Annotated in this window: 24 protein-coding genes, 1 tRNA gene and 1 other RNA gene; 17 read left to right on the top strand and 9 right to left on the bottom strand. The window is 65.9% G+C overall.

From position 1 onward, the window contains the following. Window positions 1-114 precede the first annotated feature (114 nt). Entirely contained in the window at window positions 115-726 is a 612-nt protein-coding gene (gene rpsD, locus AC58D2_RS15765) for a 30S ribosomal protein S4 (RefSeq protein WP_497391958.1), read from the bottom strand. Between the two features lie 200 nt (window positions 727-926). On the opposite strand from rpsD, the gene AC58D2_RS15760 reads away from it, so the two are divergent. Next, window positions 927-1,235 (top strand): chorismate mutase, encoded by a 309-nt coding sequence (locus tag AC58D2_RS15760; protein WP_497391956.1) that lies wholly within the window; start codon window positions 927-929, stop codon window positions 1,233-1,235. On the opposite strand, the gene AC58D2_RS15755 is transcribed toward AC58D2_RS15760, so the two are convergent. The 5 genes from AC58D2_RS15755 to rpiB are packed head-to-tail and all read right to left on the bottom strand — an operon-like array spanning window position 1,232 to window position 4,404. Next, window positions 1,232-1,969 (bottom strand): RNA methyltransferase, encoded by a 738-nt coding sequence (locus tag AC58D2_RS15755; protein ID WP_497391954.1) that lies wholly within the window; start codon window positions 1,967-1,969, stop codon window positions 1,232-1,234. The two genes, AC58D2_RS15760 and AC58D2_RS15755, sit on opposite strands and share 4 nt — an antisense overlap. Then, window positions 1,966-2,430 (bottom strand): transcriptional regulator NrdR, encoded by a 465-nt coding sequence (nrdR, locus tag AC58D2_RS15750; RefSeq protein WP_497391952.1) that lies wholly within the window; start codon window positions 2,428-2,430, stop codon window positions 1,966-1,968. Before nrdR ends, AC58D2_RS15755 begins: the two co-directional genes overlap by 4 nt. Window positions 2,431-2,433: 3 nt before the next feature. Then, window positions 2,434-2,646: a hypothetical protein gene (locus AC58D2_RS15745; protein ID WP_497391950.1), complete on the bottom strand. Its 213-nt coding sequence runs from the start codon at window positions 2,644-2,646 to the stop codon at window positions 2,434-2,436. 1 nt (window position 2,647) lies between these two features. Continuing rightward, window positions 2,648-3,955 (bottom strand): serine hydroxymethyltransferase, encoded by a 1,308-nt coding sequence (glyA, locus tag AC58D2_RS15740; RefSeq protein ID WP_497391948.1) that lies wholly within the window; start codon window positions 3,953-3,955, stop codon window positions 2,648-2,650. Continuing rightward, window positions 3,952-4,404, bottom strand: coding sequence for a ribose 5-phosphate isomerase B (rpiB, locus tag AC58D2_RS15735; protein WP_497391946.1), 453 nt, complete (start codon window positions 4,402-4,404; stop codon window positions 3,952-3,954). The genes glyA and rpiB overlap by 4 nt, the downstream gene beginning before the upstream one ends. A gap of 147 nt (window positions 4,405-4,551) precedes the next feature. Here rpiB and AC58D2_RS15730 point away from each other — a divergent pair, with 147 nt between their 5' ends. Both AC58D2_RS15730 and AC58D2_RS15725 read left to right on the top strand, forming a co-directional pair. Beyond that, window positions 4,552-4,743, top strand: coding sequence for a hypothetical protein (locus AC58D2_RS15730; protein WP_497391944.1), 192 nt, complete (start codon window positions 4,552-4,554; stop codon window positions 4,741-4,743). Then, a complete protein-coding gene (locus AC58D2_RS15725) occupies window positions 4,740-5,438 on the top strand; it encodes a DUF3667 domain-containing protein (RefSeq protein WP_497391942.1) in 699 nt (232 codons plus the stop codon). The genes AC58D2_RS15730 and AC58D2_RS15725 overlap by 4 nt, the downstream gene beginning before the upstream one ends. Window positions 5,439-5,442: 4 nt before the next feature. Here the strand turns inward: AC58D2_RS15725 and AC58D2_RS15720 are convergent, their stop codons facing one another. Continuing rightward, complete coding sequence (locus tag AC58D2_RS15720; RefSeq protein WP_089217171.1) at window positions 5,443-6,099, bottom strand: alpha/beta hydrolase; 657 nt, start codon at window positions 6,097-6,099, stop codon at window positions 5,443-5,445. A 193-nt stretch (window positions 6,100-6,292) separates the two neighbouring features. Between AC58D2_RS15720 and AC58D2_RS15715 the strand changes: the two genes are divergently transcribed. From AC58D2_RS15715 to AC58D2_RS15660, 12 genes are all read left to right on the top strand, one after another. Beyond that, complete coding sequence (locus AC58D2_RS15715; RefSeq protein ID WP_497391940.1) at window positions 6,293-7,378, top strand: cysteine desulfurase family protein; 1,086 nt, start codon at window positions 6,293-6,295, stop codon at window positions 7,376-7,378. After that, on the top strand, window positions 7,375-7,707 hold the full coding sequence (locus tag AC58D2_RS15710; RefSeq protein WP_497391938.1) for a 2Fe-2S iron-sulfur cluster-binding protein: 333 nt from the start codon (window positions 7,375-7,377) through the stop codon (window positions 7,705-7,707). The genes AC58D2_RS15715 and AC58D2_RS15710 overlap by 4 nt, the downstream gene beginning before the upstream one ends. A gap of 159 nt (window positions 7,708-7,866) precedes the next feature. Next, complete coding sequence (locus tag AC58D2_RS15705; RefSeq protein ID WP_497391936.1) at window positions 7,867-8,223, top strand: hypothetical protein; 357 nt, start codon at window positions 7,867-7,869, stop codon at window positions 8,221-8,223. An 82-nt stretch (window positions 8,224-8,305) separates the two neighbouring features. Beyond that, window positions 8,306-8,403: signal recognition particle sRNA small type (ffs, locus tag AC58D2_RS15700), an RNA gene on the top strand. 43 nt (window positions 8,404-8,446) lie between these two features. Further along, window positions 8,447-10,198 carry a DNA polymerase III subunit gamma/tau gene (locus AC58D2_RS15695; RefSeq protein WP_497391934.1) on the top strand — a complete coding sequence of 584 codons (1,752 nt, stop codon included), beginning with the start codon at window positions 8,447-8,449 and terminating at the stop codon, window positions 10,196-10,198. Next, window positions 10,195-10,530 carry a YbaB/EbfC family nucleoid-associated protein gene (locus AC58D2_RS15690; RefSeq protein WP_497391932.1) on the top strand — a complete coding sequence of 112 codons (336 nt, stop codon included), beginning with the start codon at window positions 10,195-10,197 and terminating at the stop codon, window positions 10,528-10,530. Before AC58D2_RS15695 ends, AC58D2_RS15690 begins: the two co-directional genes overlap by 4 nt. Before the next feature lie 224 nt (window positions 10,531-10,754). Further along, window positions 10,755-13,151 carry an endopeptidase La gene (gene lon / locus AC58D2_RS15685; protein WP_497391930.1) on the top strand — a complete coding sequence of 799 codons (2,397 nt, stop codon included), beginning with the start codon at window positions 10,755-10,757 and terminating at the stop codon, window positions 13,149-13,151. 159 nt (window positions 13,152-13,310) lie between these two features. Then, on the top strand, window positions 13,311-13,583 hold the full coding sequence (locus AC58D2_RS15680) for an HU family DNA-binding protein (RefSeq protein ID WP_067107716.1): 273 nt from the start codon (window positions 13,311-13,313) through the stop codon (window positions 13,581-13,583). A 163-nt stretch (window positions 13,584-13,746) separates the two neighbouring features. Next, window positions 13,747-13,821, top strand: a tRNA-Val gene (locus AC58D2_RS15675). A gap of 73 nt (window positions 13,822-13,894) precedes the next feature. After that, window positions 13,895-14,209 carry a PepSY domain-containing protein gene (locus AC58D2_RS15670; RefSeq protein WP_497391928.1) on the top strand — a complete coding sequence of 105 codons (315 nt, stop codon included), beginning with the start codon at window positions 13,895-13,897 and terminating at the stop codon, window positions 14,207-14,209. Window positions 14,210-14,326: 117 nt separating this feature from the next. Further along, window positions 14,327-14,992 (top strand): response regulator transcription factor, encoded by a 666-nt coding sequence (locus tag AC58D2_RS15665; RefSeq protein ID WP_497391926.1) that lies wholly within the window; start codon window positions 14,327-14,329, stop codon window positions 14,990-14,992. A gap of 107 nt (window positions 14,993-15,099) precedes the next feature. Then, complete coding sequence (locus tag AC58D2_RS15660; RefSeq protein ID WP_497392027.1) at window positions 15,100-16,404, top strand: sensor histidine kinase; 1,305 nt, start codon at window positions 15,100-15,102, stop codon at window positions 16,402-16,404. 374 nt (window positions 16,405-16,778) lie between these two features. Here the strand turns inward: AC58D2_RS15660 and AC58D2_RS15655 are convergent, their stop codons facing one another. Both AC58D2_RS15655 and AC58D2_RS15650 read right to left on the bottom strand, forming a co-directional pair. Continuing rightward, window positions 16,779-17,471, bottom strand: coding sequence for a glutathione S-transferase N-terminal domain-containing protein (locus AC58D2_RS15655; protein WP_497391924.1), 693 nt, complete (start codon window positions 17,469-17,471; stop codon window positions 16,779-16,781). Next, on the bottom strand, window positions 17,468-17,755 hold the full coding sequence (locus AC58D2_RS15650) for a chorismate mutase (RefSeq protein ID WP_497391922.1): 288 nt from the start codon (window positions 17,753-17,755) through the stop codon (window positions 17,468-17,470). Before AC58D2_RS15650 ends, AC58D2_RS15655 begins: the two co-directional genes overlap by 4 nt. A gap of 109 nt (window positions 17,756-17,864) precedes the next feature. Here AC58D2_RS15650 and AC58D2_RS15645 point away from each other — a divergent pair, with 109 nt between their 5' ends. Further along, entirely contained in the window at window positions 17,865-18,878 is a 1,014-nt protein-coding gene (locus tag AC58D2_RS15645; protein ID WP_497391920.1) for a polyprenyl synthetase family protein, read from the top strand. A 7-nt stretch (window positions 18,879-18,885) separates the two neighbouring features. Next, window positions 18,886-21,360, top strand: a complete 2,475-nt coding sequence (gene hrpB / locus AC58D2_RS15640) for an ATP-dependent helicase HrpB (protein ID WP_497391918.1) — start codon at window positions 18,886-18,888, stop codon at window positions 21,358-21,360. Window positions 21,361-21,393: the final 33 nt, after the last annotated feature.

Below are 21,393 nucleotides of genomic sequence, written 5' to 3'. Positions count from 1 at the left end.
GAATTTCCTTGGATTTTCGTGATCGACGACGGGGCTTGTGCCAGTCGCCACCGGCAGATGCAAGAAGGGCGGCCCTTGCGGACCGCCCGTCTGGAGTAACGCTGTGCGTTCCGATCAGCGCGAATAGAATTCGACGACCAGATTGGGTTCCATCTTCACCGGATAGGGCACTTCGTCGAGCGTCGGAACGCGGACGAAGGTCGCCTTGGTGCCGTCGACCGCCACATATTCGGGCAGGTCGCGCTCGGGCAGGCTCTGCGCTTCGGCGACCAGCGCCATTTCCTGCGCCTTCTTGCCTAGGGTGACTTCGTCGCCCGGCTTCACGAGGCGGCTGGCGATGTCGCACTTCACGCCGTTCACATAGACGTGGCCGTGGCTGACGAGCTGGCGCGCCGAAAAGATGGTCGGCGCGAACTTGGCGCGATAGACGATCGCGTCGAGGCGGCGCTCGAGCAGGCCGATCAGGTTCTGGCTCGTGTCGCCCTTCATGCGCGAGGCTTCGAAATAGTTCTTCTTGAACTGCTTTTCGGTAATATCGCCGTAATAGCCCTTCAGCTTCTGCTTGGCGCGCAGCTGGATGCCATAGTCCGACATCTTGCCCTTGCGGCGCTGGCCATGCTGGCCGGGGCCATATTCGCGGCGATTGACCGGGCTCTTCGGGCGACCCCAGATGTTTTCGCCCATCCGGCGGTCGAGTTTATACTTGGCGCTCTGGCGCTTCGACATATGTCGTCTCCAATATGCTGTGCCGAGGGATTTCGGCCGATGTCCCGGGTCGCACCGCACGGAAGAGATTCCGAGCGCGACCGCCGCTTCACCGGGGTGCGGGGTCCATTGCGAAGGCGCGCGGTTAGACGGGGCGGGCGCCGGAGTCAAGCATTGCGGGGCGCTCGACACGTGGGAAAAAGCCGTTAAAGGCAGCGCACATGACCGCTGCCAAATCCCCCGAAGCCTGCGAAACGATGACCGATGTCCGCCAGGGGGTCGATGCCGTCGACCGCGAACTCGTCGCCCTGCTCGTCCGCCGCTTCGGCTATATGGATGCCGCGGCCCGGATCAAGGCCGATCGCGGCGCGGTGCGCGACGAGGCGCGCAAGGCCGAGGTGCTCGACAATGCCGCGCGGGCCGCCGAAGCGGCGGGCCTCGATCCGCGGCGCATCCGTGCTGTCTGGAACGAGCTGGTCGAACAGTCGATCGCGCACGAACTGGGTCGCTGGGACGATTTGCGCGCCTAATCCGGTCGACGCGCCGATTTGCGCGCTTTCCCCAATGTCGTAACGATGCCGTGCATCATCCTGATATCATTGTGCGACCATCCGGTGCGCGTCAATGTGGTCCGCAACGTGCGCAGGGTGGCTTCGGTGCGGTCCGCCGGAAAGAAATAGCCCGCCGCATCCAGGTCGCGGACGAAATGCTGGATCAGCTCTTCCATCTCGGCATGCGGCGCGGGGGGATCGAGATCGACGGCGGGGGGCTGGGCGAGCGCCCGCCCTTTCGACCATTCATAGGCGAGCAGGATGACCGCCTGCGCAAGGTTCAGCGAACCGAACTCCGGGTTGATCGGTACGGTGACGATCTTGTGTGCAAGCGCGACGTCGTCGGTTTCCAGTCCCGAGCGTTCGGGACCGAAGACATAGGCCGAGCGACCGGCGCTTGCATGAACCTCGGTCGCCGCGGCCTCGGGGGTGAGGACCGGCTTGGTCACGCCACGCTTTCGTACCGTCGTCGCATATATGGTGGTGCAGTCGGCGACCGCGTCGGCCAGCGATTCGAACACATCCGCCTTTGCCAGCACGACGTCGGCGCCCGATGCGGCGGGGCCGGCGTCGGGGTTGGGCCAGCCGTCGCGCGGCGCGACGAGGCGCATCTCGGTCAGCCCGAAATTGAGCATCGCGCGTGCCGCCTTGCCGATATTCTCGCCCAGTTGCGGACGAACGAGGACGATGACGGGGGGAGGGGCTTCGCTCACGCCTTTTGCGCCGCCTCGTTGATCGTCGAGGCGAATTCTTCGAAGTCCTTGGCTTCGGTGAAATCGCGGTAGACGCTGGCAAAGCGGATATAGGCGACGTTGTCGAAACCCTTGAGCGCTTCCATCACCATCGCGCCGATCTGCTGGGCCTGCACTTCGCTATCGCCGGACGTTTCCAGCTGGCGCTGGATGCCCGAGACGAGCCGCTCGATCCGCGCGCCGTCGATCGGGCGCTTGCGGCACGCGATCTGAACGCTGCGCATCAGCTTTTCGCGGTCGAACGGCTCGCGGCGGCCATCCGCCTTGAGCACGCCGACTTCGCGCAGCTGGATGCGCTCGAAGGTGGTGAAGCGGGCGCCGCAATCCTCGCATTGTCGCCGGCGACGGATCGCCGCGCCGTCCTCGGTGGGACGGCTGTCCTTCACCTGGCTGTCTTCATGACCGCAATAGGGGCACCGCATCGGTCAGCGTCGGACCCGGCCGTAAAGGGCGATCGCGGCGCCGGCGAGCAGGCCCACCGGCCAACTGACGATGGGCAGCACCGCACCTGCAACGGCACCAAGGCCCCCGCCGATCAGCACGGGCTTCGTAGAGGGATGGTCCATCCCTTCCTTGCCCATCGCCTTGATTTCCTCGACCGTGTCGCCGAGCAGCGTTTCGATCTTCGGCTTTCCCATGTCAGCCTCCATAGATGGGGAAGCGTTCGCACAGCGCGCGGACGCGGCGGCGCACGTCGGCTTCGACGTCGGCATCGCCCTGTTCGCCCTTGTCCCGCAAGGCTTCCAGAACGTCGGCGACCATATCGCCGATATCCTCGAATTCCGCGACCCCGAAACCGCGGGTCGTACCCGCGGGCGATCCGACGCGGATGCCGCTGGTCTTGACGGGCGGCAGCGGGTCGAACGGAACGCCATTCTTGTTACAGGTGATCGCGCTGCGCTCCAGCGCCTCGTCGGCATCGCGGCCGGTGATGCCTAGCGGACGCAGGTCGATCAGCGCGAGGTGCGTGTCGGTGCCGCCGGCGACGATGTCGGCGCCGCGCGCCTTCAGCCGGTTCGCGAGCGCCTGGGCATTGGCGATCGTCGCCTTTGCATAATGTTTGAACTCGGGGCGCAGCGCTTCGCCGAACGCGACCGCCTTCGCCGCGATGACGTGCATCAGCGGGCCGCCCTGCAGGCCCGGGAAGACCGCCGAGTTGATCCGCTTGGCGATCGCTTCGTCGTTGGTCAGGATCATGCCGCCGCGCGGGCCGCGCAGCGTCTTGTGCGTCGTCGTCGTGACGACATGCGCGTGGGGAAGCGGCGAGGGGTGCTCGCCGCCCGCGACGAGGCCCGCGAAATGCGCCATGTCGACCATCAGCAGCGCACCCACATCGTCGGCGATCGCCCGGAAGCGCGCGAAGTCGAGCGTGCGCGGATAGGCCGAACCGCCCGCGATGATCAGCGCCGGGCGATGCTCCTTGGCGAGCGCCTCGACCTGGTCGAAATCGACGAGATGGTCGTCGGCGCGCACGCCGTACTGCACCGCGTTGAACCATTTGCCCGACATCGCCGGCGGCGCGCCGTGGGTCAGGTGGCCGCCCGCGTCGAGGCTCATGCCCAGGATCGTCGCGCCGGGCTTCGTCAGCGCGAGCATTACCGCGCCGTTCGCCTGTGCGCCCGAATGCGGCTGGACATTGGCATAGCCGCAGTCGAACAGCGCCTTCGCGCGGTCGATGGCCAGCGTCTCGACCTCGTCCGACGGCGCGCAGCCCTGATAATAGCGGCGGCCGGGATAGCCCTCGGCATATTTGTTGGTGAAGACCGATCCCTGCGCTTCGAGCACGGCCTGCGACACGATGTTTTCCGACGCGATCAGTTCGATCTGATATTGCTCGCGTTCGAGCTCATGCTTCATCGCGGCCGCGACCGCGGGATCGGTGGCTTCGACGCCATCGGTGAAATAGCCGGCCGATTTGATGGGTTTGTCGAGCGTATCAGTGGTCATCGGCTGGTCTCCAGGACGGGAGGGTGGGAAAGCTTGTCGACACGGCGCACATGGCGATCGCCGGCAAAATCGGTGGTCAGAAAGGCATCGAGGCACGCCTTCGCCATGTCGATCCCGGTCAGGCGTGCGCCCATCGCGACGACATTGGCGTCGTTATGTTCGCGCGCGAGCTTTGCCGACAGCGGCTCGGAAACGAGCGCGCACCGGCACGCGGGATTGCGATTGACCGAAATCGAGATTCCGATGCCCGATCCGCAGAGCGCGACCCCGCGCTCGGCGCTGCCGTTGGCCACCGCTTCGGCAAGGGCATAGCCATAATCGGGATAATCGACACTCTCCGGCCCGTTGGTGCCAAGGTCGGCGACATCATGGCCGGCGTCGCGCAGCCAGTCGGCGAGCGCGTCCTTCAGCTCCCATGCGGCGTGGTCGGAGGCGATGGCGATGCGCATGGCGCGTCTCCCGAGATGCTGAAAGGGAATCGATGTGCGCCCTTTAAGCGAAGCCGCCCGGATTGGCCATAAGCGGCAGCGGCTTTTGACGCGATTTTGTCACGAAGCGCGTTTGACGGACATCGTCGCCCGGCATAGAGCCGGCGCATGAGCGACCTCCTTCTGTCCCTGGTGATGCTTGGTGCGCTTGCCTTGCTCGGCGGTGCGGTTCTTGTCTTTCGATCGGGCGATCGGCGGCGGGCGCTCCTGATGGTGATCGCTGCGGCGGTCATGTTCGCGAATGTCGCGATCTGGTTGATCCCGGCAAACGACGGGCCTTCGCTGTCCGGGACCGAATGAGCGAACCTTGCGCACACCGCGGCGACGGACGCTATTGCCCGGACTGCGGCAAGGATCTTCGTCCCGCGCCGTTCGATCAGCGTACCATATTCGACGACGTTGCGGAAAACTGGTGGGAAAAAGGGGCAATCCAGACCTTCATCGGTCTCTTTCGCGAGCCGGGGCCCCTGATCCGTCGCTATATCGAGGAGGATCGTGACCTTCTCGTCAAGCCGGTCGCTTATGTCGCGGTCGTGCTCGCATTGAATTATCTGGTCCGCGCACGATTGTTACCCGGAAGCGATACCACCGATCTGACGCTGATCGAAATGCTGCGCAACGAGCCGGTCATCCTGCCGCTCGTTTCAGCCATGATTTCGGCTCTGGTACTGAACTATGTCTTCTATCGGCACGCATCGGCCGGATTGTTCGGGACGATCATCATGCGCGTTTATGTGCTCGCCCAGGCCACATTGCTGATGCTGGCCGCCGATCTTCTGATGGAACTCGCGACGCCCGATCGCAGCATCGAACGCAATCTGGTGCGAGCTGCGGTCGGGATCGGCTATTCGATCGCCGCGGTGCGTCAATTCTATGCGGGCGAGGGTCGCGGCGGGTGGATCCGCGCGATCGTCGCCGTGGTGTGCGGCGAAATCGCGCTGATCCTTTTAGTTCTTACGCCCGCGGCCATGATAGAGCGGTCGGGCTTTCTCTGACCGATCAGCGGATAGGCGAATCGGGCGCGAGCCGCATATCCAGATAGTTATCGAGCGACTTCATCAGCTGGTCGAGCTCGTGCTCGAAGAAATGGTTCGCGCGGGGGATCTCGTCGTGATGGATGGTGATGCCCTTTTGCGTGCGCAGCTTGTCGACCAGTTTCTGGATCGCCGACGGCGGCACGATCTCGTCCTGCCCGCCCGCGACGATGATGCCCGACGAGGGGCAGGGGGCGAGGAAGCTGAAGTCGTACATGTTCGCCGGCGGCGCGACCGACAGGAAGCCGCGGATTTCGGGGCGCCGCATCAAGAGCTGCATCCCGATCCACGCGCCGAAGCTGAAGCCCGCGACCCAGGTCGTCTGCGCCTCGGGATGGATCGACTGGACCCAGTCGAGCGCCGAGGCTGCATCGCTCAATTCGCCGACGCCATTGTCGAAAGTGCCCTGGCTGCGCCCGACGCCGCGGAAATTGAAACGCAGGGTTGCAAAGCCGCGCGCCACGAAGCTCTTGTACATCGCCTGGGTGATACGGTCGTTCATCGTGCCGCCGCCTTGCGGGTGCGGATGCAGGATCAGCGCAACCGGCGCGCGCGGGCGCGGCGGGGGCGAAAAGCGGCCTTCGATGCGACCCTCGGGGCCGGGAAAAATGACGTCGGGCATGCGAGCACCTTCATATCTTGGCTGGCCCCCCGAGTCGCCGGATCGGCGGGGTGGCAGAGCGAAAGCGGCGCCTATATAGAAATTGGGTATCAAGTTGCAACTTTTGCGAATGGTTCGCAATAAACGGTTGCGTCCATCCCGATGATAGACGGCGGCGCTCGACAGGAAAGGGATTAACAGGCAGATGCGCCCGATGATCTACCTCGACTATCAGGCCACGACCCCGCTCGCTCCCGAAGCGCGCGAGGCGATGCTGCGCTGGCTTGGCAAGGAAGGCGACAGCTTTGCGAACCCGTCGAGCACGCACAAGGCGGGTCGCGCCGCCGCCGCCGCGGTCGAGGTCGCGCGCGATCAGGTCGCGGCGCTGCTGCCGAAGGGCGGGCGAGTCTTTTTCACATCAGGTGCGACCGAGGCCCTCAACTGGGCGCTTTTTCGCGGAGCGCAGAGCCGGCCGGGCGGCGTCGCGGGGCTCAGCATCGAACATGCGGCCTCGCTCCAGTGCCTCGAACGGCTGAACGCGACGATCTTGCCCGTCGACGGCGCGGGACTCGCGCTGCCGCCCGATGCGGCGTTGCTGCCCGAGGGCGGGGTCGTCGCGACGATGCTCGTCAACAACGAGGTCGGGACGATCCAGCCCGTCGCCGATTTCGTCGCCGCCGCGCATGCGAAGGGCAGCCTGCTGCTCTGTGATGCGGTGCAGGGCTTCGGCCGCGTGCCGATCCCCGAAGGCCCCGACCTGATCGCCATATCGGCGCACAAGATCCACGGGCCGAAGGGCATCGGCGCGCTGTGGGTGAAGGATGGCGTCGATCTGGAACCGCTGATGTTCGGCGGCGCGCAGGAACAGGGGATGCGCTCGGGCACCGTCTCGCCCGCGCTGTGCGCCGGTTTCGGCGCCGCGGCGGCGCTCGCGGCCGAGCGGATGGATACGGACGCAAGCCATGTCGAGCGCCTCTGGTCAATTGCGACGGACATGCTGCCCGAATGGACGCTCAACGGCGCGGCGGATACGCGCTATCACGGCAATCTCAACGTCCGGCGCGAAGGCGTCAACGGGCTGCGGCTGATGTCCGATGCGCGCGATGTGGCCTTCTCGTTGGGCAGCGCATGTGGCAGCGGGTCGGGCAAGGTCAGCCATGTGCTGCGCGCGATGGGCGTGAGCGAAGCCGACGCGCGCGCCTCGATCCGGCTCGGCTGGGGGCGCTATACCAGCGAAGGGGAGTTGCGCGACGGGCTGAACGCGATCAAGGATGCCGCGCGGCTGCAAGGGGTCGATTGATGCGCGTTACCTTCATCCACGCCGACGGCAAGGGCCGCACCGACGCCGAGGCAAACCCCGGCGACATCCTGCTCGACGTCGCGCAGGCGCATCTGATGCCGCTCGAAGGCACGTGCGAGGGCCAGATGGCCTGCTCGACCTGCCATGTGATCGTCGAGAAAGCGGATTTCGACCGCCTGCCGCCCGCGAGCGAGGAAGAAGAGGATATGCTCGACCTCGCCGCGGGCGTCCGGCGCACCAGCCGCCTGTCGTGCCAGATCATGTTGACCGACGCGATGGACGGGCTGACGGTGCATATTCCCGCCGAGAGCCGGAACATGCAGGGGTAGGGTGTTTCGGAATTGCGGCGGTGCCGGAGCACGACGAGAGCTCCTATGTCCTGGACGGCTGGTAACGACCGATTGCGGACGTCTTGAAATAGGGTAAGGCTCCCGCCCGATGACAGACTTTTGGCCTTTTGAACTGGCAGTGCTCAAGTTGAACTGGCAGTGCTCAAGGCGATTGGGGCGGAATCCGCCGAATGGTCAGCGATTGTTGATCGACTAACCGTCCACGGTCGTGTGCGTTCACGCGACAATACGGGCGGCGGAATCTTTGTGGAGATAGAGCCAGGGCCCGGCGATACCGAGATTGTCCGGAAATGTCAGGTCTCTCAAAAAGATGTGTGGCTGAGCGTCGACCGGATGGATCACGGCCTTGGGATGATCCTTCATCTGAAGGATGATGGCCTAGCCCTCCTAGAGGGATATGCAGTCGGTCTGGAAGACACATCAAAGATCGATTTTGAGCGAGCGCGATTCGAAATCACCGACCGGCCCGGGCCTCTTCCATCGAACGGCAGCTAACCACCCCGGAATCTCACAGAATGCGACGCGGCCCCCCGGCACCGGCGGTCTTGCATTTCCCCGCCGCCCCCGCCATATGCGCCGCGGGAGTCGGGCGGACGCAGTCTTCGCCAACCCGGTCAGGTCCGGAAGGAAGCAGCCGCAACGAATTCGCTGCGGGTCGTTCCGGCTCCCACCCATTTCCCCCTTCGACAAGCGCGCTGACCACCCCTAAGACGGGCGTATGGACGATTCCGCCGACGACAACACGCCGATGCTGGGCATGGACTTGCCAGAGGCGCCGCCCGCGCCTGCCTCGAGCGGTCCCTACCGCGTTCTCGCGCGCAAATACCGCCCTCAGACGTTCGCAGAACTGATCGGGCAGGATGCGATGGTTCGCACGCTCGGCAATGCGATCGCGCGCGACCGGCTGGCGCATGCCTTTCTGATGACCGGGGTGCGCGGGGTAGGCAAGACGTCGACCGCGCGCCTGATCGCCAAAGCCCTGAACTGCATCGGGCCCGACGGGCAGGGCGGACCGACGATCGACCCGTGCGGCGTGTGCGAGCCGTGCCGCGCGATCACCGAGGGGCGCCATATCGACGTGATCGAGATGGACGCCGCGTCGAACACCGGCGTCGACGACGTGCGCGAGATCATCGAGGCGGTGCGCTATGCCGCCGTGTCGGCGCGTTACAAGATCTACATCATCGACGAAGTGCACATGTTGTCGCGCAATGCCTTCAACGCGCTGCTGAAAACGCTCGAAGAGCCGCCGCCGCACGTTAAATTCCTGTTTGCGACGACCGAGGTCAACAAGGTGCCGGTGACGGTGCTCTCGCGCTGCCAGCGCTTCGATCTGCGCCGCATCACCCCCGACATGCTGTTCGCCCATTTCAGTGCGATCCTGCAAAAGGAAGGCGTCGAGGCCGAGGCGCTCGCGGTGTGGTTGATCGCCAGCGCCGCCGAAGGGTCGGTGCGCGACGGTCTGTCGATTCTCGACCAGGCGATTGCGCACGCCGATCTCGAATCGGGCGACGCCGGAAAAAGCCGCATCACCTCTGAACAGGTGCGCGCGATGCTCGGTCTTTCGGATCGATCGTCGATCGCGCAGCTTATGGCGGCGATCCTGGAGGGGGACGTGGGCGGAGCGATCGACCTTGCCCGTGCGCAATATGCGTTGGGCATCGAACCCGTCGCGATGGTACGGGGGCTGATGGACCTGACCCACGCGATCACCCTCGCCAAGGTGTCGCGGCACGAGGATCCGGCGCTGGCCGAGGCCGATCGCGAGCGGATCGGGGACTGGGCACAGAAACTGGGCTTCGCTCCCCTCAACCGGCTCTGGCAATTGCTGCTCAAAGGCCATGAAGAGGTCCTGCGAGCGAATAATCCGCTCGAGCATCTCGAAATGCTCTTGCTGCGCGTGATCTATGCCGCCTCCATGCCCGATCCCGGCGAATTGGCGAAGCTGCTCGCGACGGGCGCCGTTCCCGCGGCACCTCACGCCGCGCCGGCCTCGCCGCCGGCATCGGGTTCGCCCGACGCTGCGCTGCCGGCGGACGGCCCCGCGCCAGCTGCGCAGGCCGCGCCCGTCGACGCCGTGGCGCAGCCGCCGGCGTCCGCGCTGACCGTCGCGCAAATCCATCAGCTTCTCGAATCGACGGGCAACCACAGGCTGGCGGTCGACCTCCATGACCATCTTCGCGTGATCGAACTCGAGCCGGGAATCCTTGCCTTCGCGGCCATCCCGGCGCTGTCCGGTGGTTTCGCGCGCGACCTTTCCGATGCGTTGTTCGCCGCGACGGGCAATCGCTGGCAGGTGCGGGCCGAGGAGGGCGAGGGACGCCCCAGCCTGGGCCAGATTCGCGCTGCGAAGGTCGCCGACAACGACGCGCGCATCCGCGAATTGCCGGTCGTAAAGGCCGCTTTGGCGGCTTTTCCCGACGCCGAGCTTGAACCGCCCGGCGACAATCGCCATAGATCGAACCCATGAAATCGATCGAAGACATGATGAAGGCGGCGCAGGAAGCCGCGGCGAGCGTCCAGGCCCAGATGCAGGAGGCGCAGGCAAAGCTCGACAGCGTCGAGGTCGAAGGTGTCTCGGGTGGCGGGCTCGTGAAGATACGCGCGACCGCGAAGGGGCGCATCAAGGCGATCGCCATCGACGACAGCCTGATCGTTCCCACCGAAAAGCAGATGCTCGAGGATTTGCTTGCCGCGGCGTTCAACGACGCGCGCGAAAAGGCCGATGCCGCGAGCCAGGAAGAAATGGGCAAGATGACCAGCGGCCTGCCGCTGCCCCCGGGCTTCAAGCTGCCGTTTTGACCTCCTTTCATCCGTCATCCCGGCGAAGGCCGGGATCTCGCCGGTGCATCAAAACGCTAGGACGAGATCCCGGCCTTCGCCGGGATGACGGATTGAGACGGGAGAGCGAGCCTTACCCGTTCACCCCGTCGTCATTGAATGCGTGGCAAGTTACGCCATATTAGCATGGAACACCCTATAACAGGGGTGGCGCGCCCGTGCCGGTCGCCCGCCCAGGAGCCATGATGACGCAATCCTTTCCTCTTCTGCCCCTGCGGGACATCGTCGTTTTCCCGCACATGATCGTTCCCCTTTTCGTCGGCCGCGACCGCTCGGTCGCCGCGCTCGAAGCCGCCATGGAAGCCGACAAGGAGATTTTCCTCGTCGCGCAGCTCGATCCCGGCGAGGACGATCCGCAGCGCGACGACCTGTACGACGTCGGCGTGATTGCGACCGTGCTGCAACTGCTCAAGCTGCCCGATGGCACCGTTCGCGTGCTGGTGGAGGGCAAGACGCGCGCAAAGCTGATGGGCCTCGATAGCGAGGACAAGGCGGTGATGGCGCGCGTGGAGCCGGTCGCCGATGCCGTCGACGACAGCGTCGACACCGCGGCCTTGATGCGGTCGGTCGTCGACCAGTTCGAGAGCTATGCCAAGCTCAACAAGAAGATGCCTGCCGAAACTGCGGTGCAATTGTCGCAGATCGACGACGCCTCGCGCCTCGCCGACTCTGTTGCCGGCAATCTCAATATCAAGGTCTCCGACAAGCAGGCGCTGCTGGTCGAGGACGCGCCCGCCAAGCGGCTCGAGATGGTATTCGCCTTCATGGAGGGCGAACTCGGCGTGCTCCAGGTCGAAAAGAAGATCCGCGGCCGCGTGAAGCGGCAGATGGAGAAGAGCCAGCGCGAATATTATCTCAACGAGCAGTTGAAGGCGATCCAGCGCGAGCTCGGCAATGACGGCGGCGAGGGCGGGGACGACCTTGGCGAATTGCAGGCAAAGATCGACAAGCTGAAATTGTCGAAGGAAGCCAAGGCAAAGGCCGAGGCCGAACTCAAGAAGCTGCGGGCGATGGCGCCGATGTCGGCCGAAGCCACGGTCGTGCGCAACTATCTCGACACGCTGCTTGGCCTGCCGTGGGGCAGGAAGTCGAAGCTCAAGAAGGATATCGCCAAGGCCCAGTCGGTCCTCGACGACGATCATTATGCGCTGGAAAAGGTCAAGGACCGCATCGTCGAATATCTCGCGGTGCAGGCGCGCACGAACAAGTTGAAGGGGCCGATCCTGTGCCTGGTCGGCCCTCCGGGCGTCGGCAAGACCTCGCTCGGCCGCTCGATCGCGAAGGCGACGGGCCGCGAATTCGTGCGCCAGTCGCTGGGCGGCGTGCGTGACGAGGCAGAGATCCGTGGCCACCGCCGCACCTATATCGGCTCGCTGCCGGGCAAGATCGTGTCAAACCTGAAAAAGGCGGGGACGATGAACCCGCTGTTCCTGCTCGACGAGATCGACAAGCTCGGCCAGGATTTCCGCGGCGATCCCGCATCGGCGTTGCTTGAGGTGCTCGACCCCGAACAGAATGCGAAATTCCAGGATCATTATCTGGAGATCGACGTCGACTTGTCCGACGTGATGTTCGTGACCACCGCGAACTCGCTCAACCTGCCGCAGCCGCTGCTCGACCGGATGGAGATCATCCGGCTCGAAGGCTATACAGAGGACGAGAAGGTCGAGATCGCGAAGCGTCACCTGATCGCCAAGCAGGTCGAAGCGCATGGGCTGAAGGACGGTGAGTTCGAGCTGACCGACGAAGGCCTGCGCGATCTGATCCGCTATTACACGCGCGAAGCCGGTGTCCGTACGCTCGAGCGCGAAATCGCCCGCCTTGCGCGCAAGGCGCTGCGCAAGATTCTCGAGGGCAAGGCGCAGAGCGTGACGATCACGCCCGACAATCTGTCCGAATTCTCCGGTGTCCGGAAATTCCGTCACGGCGTCGGCGATCGCGAGGACCAGGTCGGCGCGGTGACGGGACTCGCCTGGACAGAGGTTGGCGGCGAGTTGCTGACGATCGAGGCCGTGACCGCGGCCGGCAAGGGGCAGGTCAGGACGACCGGCAAGCTCGGCGAGGTGATGACCGAGTCGGTGCAGGCCGCGCTGTCCTTCGTCAAGGCGCGCGCGCCCGCTTATGGCATCCGGCCGAGCCTGTTTGCGCGCAAGGATATCCATATCCACCTTCCCGAAGGCGCCGTGCCAAAGGACGGTCCGTCGGCCGGTGTCGGCATGGTCACCGCGATGATTTCCACCCTGACCGGCATCCCGGTACGCAAGGATGTCGCGATGACCGGCGAGGTCACGTTGCGCGGCCGCGTGCTGGCGATCGGCGGACTTAAGGAAAAGCTGCTCGCGGCGCTGCGCGGCGGCATCACGACCGTTCTCATTCCCGAAGAGAATGAGAAGGATCTGGTCGAGATTCCGGCGAACATCACCGACAAGCTCAAGATTATTCCGGTGAGTCATGTCGACGAGGTGCTGGCGGAAGCTCTGGCGAGTCCGGTCGAACCGATCGAGTGGACCGAAGCCGACGAACTCGCAGCTTCGCCCCCGCACGCGCCCGGTGCCGACCCCGAGTCGGCGATCCGGCACTGATCCATGTTGGTTTCGAGGCGGGTTTTCATCGCAAAAAGCCCGATTCGGGGCGCTTTTCCCCCATTTTTGCTTTGACAAGGTGGGGTGAAACGGCGTTAGTGGCGCGCCATGGCACGGCCATGAATCACTAACCAACCACATCACAGGGGTTCCTTAGGCATGAACAAACAAGACCTGATCGCCACCGTCGCTGACTCGAGCGGCCTGACCAAGGGCGATGCGAGCAAGGCGGTTGAGGCCGTTTTCGACGCGATCACCGCGTCGCTGAAGAAGGGCGGCGAAGTCCGCCTCGTCGGCTTCGGGACGTTCTCGGTCAGCAAGCGCAAGGCGTCGACCGGCCGCAACCCGCGCACCGGCGAAACGATGACCATCGCGGCGTCGAACCAGCCGAAGTTCAAGGCCGGCAAGGCCCTCAAGGACGCCTGCAACTAATCGGCAGGGCGTTTCCTTGGTGAAATGCGTTCGGGCCGTGGTGAAAACCGCGGCCCGATTTGCATCCGCCGGCCGCAAAGCTGCAAATCGGCGTTGCAATCGCCGCCGCAGCGGCTATGGACGTCCCGCTTTCGGATGCCCGCCGCGATGGTGGGGCCGGGACGGGCGCGTAGCTCAGTGGTAGAGCACACCCTTCACACGGGTGGGGTCGCAAGTTCAATCCTTGCCGCGCCCACCATGGCCCAAAGGCCGAACGGTCGCCGAACGGGTCATTCATCGCCTATTCAATGCGTTCGCGTTAGGACCGGGGCATGATCCGCACGCTGACCCTCTCGCTTCTATCCGCGCTGCTGCTGACCGCCGGCGCGCCGGCGCTCGCCCGCGGCGACCGCAACCGCGACCAGGACAATCTGCGCGAGGCCGCGGCCGAGGGTCGCGTGGTGCCGCTCAACAGGCTGATTGCCGATGTCCGATCGCGTCCGCCCTACAACAAGATGACCTATTTGGGCGGCACGCAGTTCGACGCGTCGCGCATGGTCTACACCCTGAAATTCCTCGACGGAAACCGCGTCGTCCAGGTGTTCGTCGATGCCCGGTCGGGCCGCATCGTCGGGCGCAATCCCTGAATATCGCCCGTCGGACCGGCGCGCGCGCAACGACATTTTGCGATGTTCGTTCCGACTTGATAGAGCGAAGATGAACGGACTGCCTGCATCGGCCGGTCCCCGTTGAAAGGCGCATGAATGCGGATATTGATTGTCGAAGACGAGCCCACGCTGGGGCCGCAGCTCAAGGCGACGCTCGAAGGCAACGGCTATGCCGTCGACCTTGCGACCGATGGCGAGGACGGGCATTTCCTTGGCTCGACCGAGGATTATGATGCCGCGATCCTCGATCTCGGCTTGCCGGAGGTCGACGGGCTGACCGTCCTCGACCGCTGGCGCAAGGAAAAGCGCAATTTCCCGGTCCTCGTCCTGACGGCGCGCGACAGCTGGTCGGACAAGGTCGCCGGACTCGACGCGGGCGCCGATGACTATCTGGCCAAGCCGTTCCAGACCGAAGAATTGATCGCCCGCCTGCGCGCGCTCATTCGCCGCGCATCGGGTAATGCGTCGAGCGAGCTGATCGCGGGGCAGGTGCGCCTCGACACCCGGTCGGGCCGCGTCACGCTGGCGGGCGAGCCGGTCAAGCTGACCGCGCAGGAATATAAGCTGCTGTCCTACCTGCTGCACCACAAGGGCAAGGTCGTGTCGCGCACCGAACTGATCGAGCATATCTACGATCAGGATTTCGACCGTGATTCGAACACGATCGAGGTGTTCGTGACGCGCATCCGCAAAAAGCTCGGCGCCGATATCATCACGACCATCCGCGGGCTCGGCTACCAGCTCGACGACCCGCAGGATTGAGCGCGGCGCCCGTGCCCGACGCGGCGGATCAGGCAGGCGCGGGGACCGGGCCCGTCGCAAAGCCGGCGCTGTTGTCGACGCGCATGACCGGCTCGCTCGCGCGCCGCATGATCGCGATCGCGGCGATCTGGATTTCGGTGCTGCTGATCGGCGGCGGCTTCGCGCTCGACCGCGTGCTGACCGGCGCGATCACGCGCAACTTCGATTCGGGGCTCGAATATGTGCTGATCGCGATGATCCGTTCCTCGGAGATCGGTCCCGACGGAGAGGTGCGGTTGCTTCAGCCGCTTGGCGACCAGCGGTTCCTTGAACCCTACAGCGGCCTCTATTGGCAGATCAGCGGCACGGGGCAGGAACCCTATGTTTCGCGTTCGCTGTGGGAACGGCGCCTCGAAACGTCGGACGAACACACGGACGACGACATGCACGTCTATGACAGCAACCAGTTCCCCGACGAGGAACTGCGCGTGCTCGAACGCGATGTGGTGCTGCCCGGAAGCCAGACCAAATGGCATTTCCAGATTGCCGCGTCGCGCCAGTCGCTCGATGAACAGATACGCGCGGTCCGCGCGACCCTGATCCCCAGCCTCGCGATGCTGGGGCTCGGCCTGATCGTACTGGCGGCGCTCCAGACCTTTTACGGCCTCTGGCCGCTGCGTCATATCCGGCGGGCGATCGCCGCGATGCGCGGCGGGCAGAACCGCCGCGTCACGGCGCCATTGCCGCTCGAGGTTCAGCCGATGGTCGACGAACTCAACGCGCTGCTCGCACATAATGAGAAACAGGCGGAGGAAGCGCGGCTCCATGCGGGTAATCTTGCCCATGCGCTGAAGACGCCGCTGACCGTTCTGGTGAACAGCGCCACCGGCAATGACAGCGACCTTGCCGAAACGGTGCGCCGCGAAGCGGCGACGATGCAGCGACAGGTCGAACATCATCTGGCGCGCGCAAGGGCGGTCGGGCGGCGCGGCGCGGCGCAGGCGCGCGCCAATGTGCGCGACAGCGTCGACAGTGTCTCGCGCGCGGTCGCCGCGCTCTATCCCGACGTCCGGCTCGACGCGGCGGGCGACAAGGATCTCGTCGTCTGCGTCGAGCGGCAGGATCTCGACGAACTCGTCGGCAACCTGCTCGAAAATGCCGCCAAATATGGCGGTGGCAGCGTATTCGTGACGATCGGGCGCGAAGGCAAGATGGGCGAAATCCTGGTCGAGGACGACGGTCCCGGCATCTCGCCCGTCGACCGCACCCGCATTTTCGACCGCGGCGTGCGGCTCGACAGCGGCAAGCCGGGCACCGGGCTGGGCCTCGCGATCGTGCGCGACGTGGCGGAGATTTATGGCGGCAGCATCGCGCTCGAAGAGAGCGAGGATCTGGGCGGGTTGCTGGTGCGGCTCAGGCTTCCGGCCGGGTAGGGGCAAAGGACCGTTTTGGGGTGGGAAGCGAACTGTCCCCTATCCGTCATCCCGGCGCAGGCCGGGATCTCAAGCTAGCGGATTTAGACACCGGGGAGATCCCGGCCTTCGCCGGGATGACGATGAGGTAAAGGTCCGCCTCCGCTCGTTCACAGGCGTTCGTCATCCCGGACTTGATCCGGGATCCATTCTTCCAACGCTGCGCTAGTGGACCCCGGATCAAGTCCGGGGTGACGATGGTGGAGGGGCCGCGACGCTGCGCCATTGCCCCTCCATCAGCGCGTCGCGCTGCCACCTCCCCAAGCCTGCGGCACAGGGAGGGCCAATGGCCGCAACCGGTCGCAAACCGGCGTCGTACCCCGATCGCAGCAGCCCTATGCCGCCGTCACCTCCAGCCCGCGCTGCACCGCCGGGCGCGCCAGTCCGGCGTCGAGCCAGCGCTGGACGTGTGCGAAGCGATCGAAACCGACGATCTCGCGCGCCTCGTAAAAGCCGATCAGGTTGCGCACCCAGCCGAGCAGCGAGATGTCGGCGATGCTGTAATCGTCGCCCATCACCCATGCGCGGTCGGCCAGCCGCTCGTCGAGGACGCCGAGCAGCCGAGCCGATTCCTTGGCGTAGCGGTCGCGCGGGCGCTTGTCCGCATAGTCCTTGCCGGCGAATTTGTGAAAGAAGCCGAGTTGGCCGAACATCGGCCCGACCCCGCCCATCTGCCACATCACCCATTGGATCGTTTCATAGCGGGCATTCGGATCGGCGGGCAGAAACCGGCCGCTCTTGTCGGCGAGATAGATCAGGATCGCGCCCGATTCGAACAGCGCGAGCGGCGTGCCGTTCGGCCCAGCGGGGTCGTAGATCGCGGGAATCTTGCCATTGGGGTTGAGCGCGAGGAAGGCCGGATCGTGGCTTTCGTCGGCCATGATGTCGATGCGGTGCGGCTCATAGGAAAGCCCCGTTTCCTCCAGCATGATCCCGACCTTGACCCCGTTGGGCGTCGGTGCCGAAAACAGCTGGAGCCGGTCGGGGTGCTGCGCGGGCCAGCGCGCGAAGATCGGATGTCCGGTCAAGAGTCATTCTCCCGCTTCGCCTGTTCGTGGTGACGAATGACTTCCTCGATGATGAAGCGCAGGAACTTTTCGCTGAATTCGGGGTCCAGATCGGCCTCGCGCGCCAGGCTGCGCAGGCGCTCGATCTGCCGCGCCTCGCGGTCGGGGTCGGCGGGGGGCAGGTCGATCTTCGCTTTCAGCTCGCCGACCGCCTTGGTCACCTTGAACCGCTCGGCGAGCATATAGACGAGCGCCGCGTCGATATTGTCGATGCTCTGGCGATAACGGCTCAACTGGTCGTCCATGGGCGGTGATGCTCCTCTCGTTCGGGGCACGCTTGGCACCGGCAAGGGGTCGGTGGCAAGGCGAAAGTCGTTGCAAAATCGTGACCGCGCGGCCAAGGCAGCGCGTGACATGACTGCCGAAATTCATCAGCTTCACGGCGACCGTCCGCCTTCGCTTGACCCGATGATGGCGCTCGTCGCCCATGACATGAACGAGGTGAATTCGGTCATTCTCGATCGCATGCAGTCGGAAATCCCGCTGATCCCCGAACTCGCCGGGCACCTGATCGCCGGCGGCGGCAAGCGAATGCGGCCGATGCTGACCCTCGCGAGCGCGCAGCTTCTCGATTATCCCGGGCGCCGGCATTGCAAGCTCGCCGCCGCGGTCGAATTCATTCATACCGCGACGCTGCTCCATGACGATGTCGTCGACGGCTCGGACCTTCGCCGCGGCCGCAAGACCGCGAACATCATCTGGGGCAACAGCGCCTCGGTGCTCGTCGGCGATTTCCTCTTTGCGCGCTCCTTCGAACTCATGGTCGAGGACGGGTCGCTCAAGGTGCTCAAGATATTGAGCCACGCGTCGGCGGTGATCGCCGAAGGCGAGGTCAACCAGCTCTCGGCACAGCGCCGTGTCGAAACGAGCGAGGACCAGTATCTCGCGATCATCAATGCTAAGACCGCCGAACTGTTCGCCGCCGCGAGCAAGATTGCCGCGGTCGTCGCGGAGCGCGACGAGGCGACCGAGGCGGCGCTCGACGCCTTTGGCCGCAACCTCGGCATCGCCTTCCAGCTCGTCGACGACGCGATTGACTATGTTTCGGACGCCGAAACGATGGGCAAGGGCGTCGGTGACGACTTCCGCGACGGCAAGGTCACGCTGCCCGTCATCCTCGCCTATGCGCGCGGCAGCGCCGAAGAACGCGAGTTCTGGAAACTCGCGATGGCGGGGCACCGGACGTCGGACGCGGATCTCGCTCATGCGACCGACCTGCTTCGCCGCCACGACGCGATCGCCGACACGCTGGCGCGCGCGCGTCACTACGGCCAGCGCGCCGTCGATGCGATCGGCGGATTCCGTGCGAGCCAGGCCAGGGCGGCGCTGACCGAAGCAGTCGCCTTCGCGGTCGCGCGCGCCTATTGAGGCGGCGATGGCCGCCGCGCGCCAGCCGCTTCCGATTGATGCGGTGCTGCCCGATATCGTCGCGGCCCTCACGCTGAGGCCCAATGCCGTCGTCGTCGCGCCACCGGGGGCGGGAAAGACGACGCGCGTCGCTCCCGCGATCCTCGAACAGCCGTGGTGCAGCGGAGCGGTGTGGTTGCTTTCGCCGCGCCGGCTGGCGGCGCGTGCGGCGGCGGAGCGCATTGCCGAGGAACTGGGCGAAGAGGTTGGCGGACGCGTCGGATATGCGACGCGGCTCGACAGCAGGCAATCGAAGGCGACCCGGCTGCTGGTGATGACGCCCGGCCTGTTCCGCAACCGGATCCTCGACGATCCCGAGCTGACCGGGGTGACGGCGGTGCTGTTCGACGAGATTCACGAGCGAAGCCTCGATGGCGATTTCGCGCTCGCACTCGCGATCGACGCACAGCAAGGGCTGCGCGACGACCTGCGGCTGGTTGCGATGTCGGCGACGCTCGACGGCGCGCGCTTCGGGGCGCTGCTCGGCAACGCGCCGCTGATCAAGAGCGAGGGGAAGAGCTGGCCGCTCGACCTGCGCCATATCGGTCGGCGCGCCGAGGACCGCCTGGAGGCGAGCGTCCTGGCGGCGGTGCGACAGGCCCTGTCGGACGAGCGCGAAGGGGACATGCTTGCCTTCCTGCCCGGCGCTGCCGATATCGAACGTGCTGCGGCAGCGGTCGAGGCGGCGGATTTGCCGCTCGTGGTCCACCGCCTGCATGGCCAGATCGACCCCGCGCAACAACGCCGTGCGCTCGTTCGCGATGCCGGGGGCGGGCGCAAATTGATCCTTGCGACGAGCATCGCCGAAACCAGCCTGACGATCGAGGGGGTTCGGATCGTGATCGACGCCGGCCTCGCGCGGCGTCCGCGGTTCGACAAGGCGGCGGGAATCGCGCGGCTCGTGACCGAGCGTGCCAGCCAGGCGTCGGCGACGCAGCGCGCCGGGCGCGCGGCCCGGCAGGGGCCCGGGGTCGCCTATCGTTTGTGGGAAGCGCCCGCGACCGCGGGGATGCCGCCGTTCGATCCGCCTGAGATTCACGAGAACGACCTGATGCCCGTCGTCCTCGACTGCGCGAGTTGGGGCATCATCGACCCCCGCCAGCTGGGCTGGCTCGACCCACCATCGCCCGCGGCGATCGCCGAAGCCAAATCGCGCCTCGTCGCGATCGGGGCGCTTGGCGAGGATGGACGGATTACGCCGCACGGCAAGGCGCTTGCCGCCGTACCGTTGCCGGTCCCGCTCGCGCATATGCTGATCGATGCCGCAGGGCTGGGCGAGGCCGAACTCGCGGCGCGGCTCGCGGTATTGCTCACCGAGCCGGGGCTCGGCGGTCGCGGGGTCGATGTCGAAGCGCGCCTGCAACGCTGGCGCGGGTCGAAGGGCGATCGAAGCGAGGGGGCGTGGCGGCTTGCGCGGCGGCTTGCCAATGTGGGCGAGCGATTGGCCCCCGAGGGCGACAGGGCGCCCGTCCGCTCGGTGGGCGGATGGATCGCGACGGCCTGGCCCGATCGCGTCGCGCGCGCGCGGGCCGGGCAGCGCGGCGAATATCTGAGCGCCGGGGGGCGCGCCTATCGGCTCGATCCCGCCGACCCGCTTGCCGGCAGCGAATGGCTTGCCATCGCGGATGCTCAGGGACACGCGGCGGGCGTCCGCATCCTCGCCGCGGCGGCAATCGAGGCGGAGGAAGTCGCGGCGATTTTCGCCGACCAGGTCGTCGTCCATGCCGCAAGCCGCTACGACCCCGCCACCGACCGCGTCGACCACCGGCGCGAACGCCGTCTCGGCGCGATTGCCCTGGCGAGCGGGCAGGCGGCGCGCGGCGAAGGCGCGGAGGACGACGTCGCGGTCCGCCTAGCCGCCGTGCGCGACAAGGGGCTGGGGCTCGTCGGCTGGGGGCCGCTGGCGCAGGCGCTGCGACAGCGCGCGAGTTTTGCCGGCCTCGATACCTTGTCGCCTGGCGCGCTCGATGCCAGTCTCGATCTGTGGCTCGCGCCGTTGCTGGCCGAATGCCGTGGGCTGCGCGACATTCCCGATCGCAAGCTGGTCGATGCGCTGCTCGGCCTGCTCGATTGGCCGGCACGCCAGCTGCTCGAAAAGCTGGCGCCGGCCGACTATGCGACCCCGGCGGGCAGCCGCCACCCGATCGATTATGGCGCGGAGGGCGGGCCGACGGTCAGCGTCCGAGCGCAGGAGATGTTCGGGCTCACCCGGCATCCTTCGGTTGGCGACCCCGCGGTGCCGCTCGTGATCGCGCTGACCTCTCCCGCGCACCGGCCGATCCAGACGACCCGCGATATTGCCAGTTTCTGGGGCGGGAGCTGGCACGACGTGGCGCGTGAAATGCGGGGGCGCTACCCCAAGCATCCGTGGCCCGACGATCCCGCGAATGCCCGTCCGACGCTGCTGACCAAGGCCGCGCAGGCGCGGCGGGACGGTGCATGACGAGGGGGCTTTTCGCCGCGCTCGCGACGGGCT

It is taken from the genome of Sphingopyxis sp. CR5, assembly GCF_059693785.1.
Note: the sequence above shows the minus strand (reverse complement) of the source record. Positions and strands in the feature narration are given on the sequence as shown.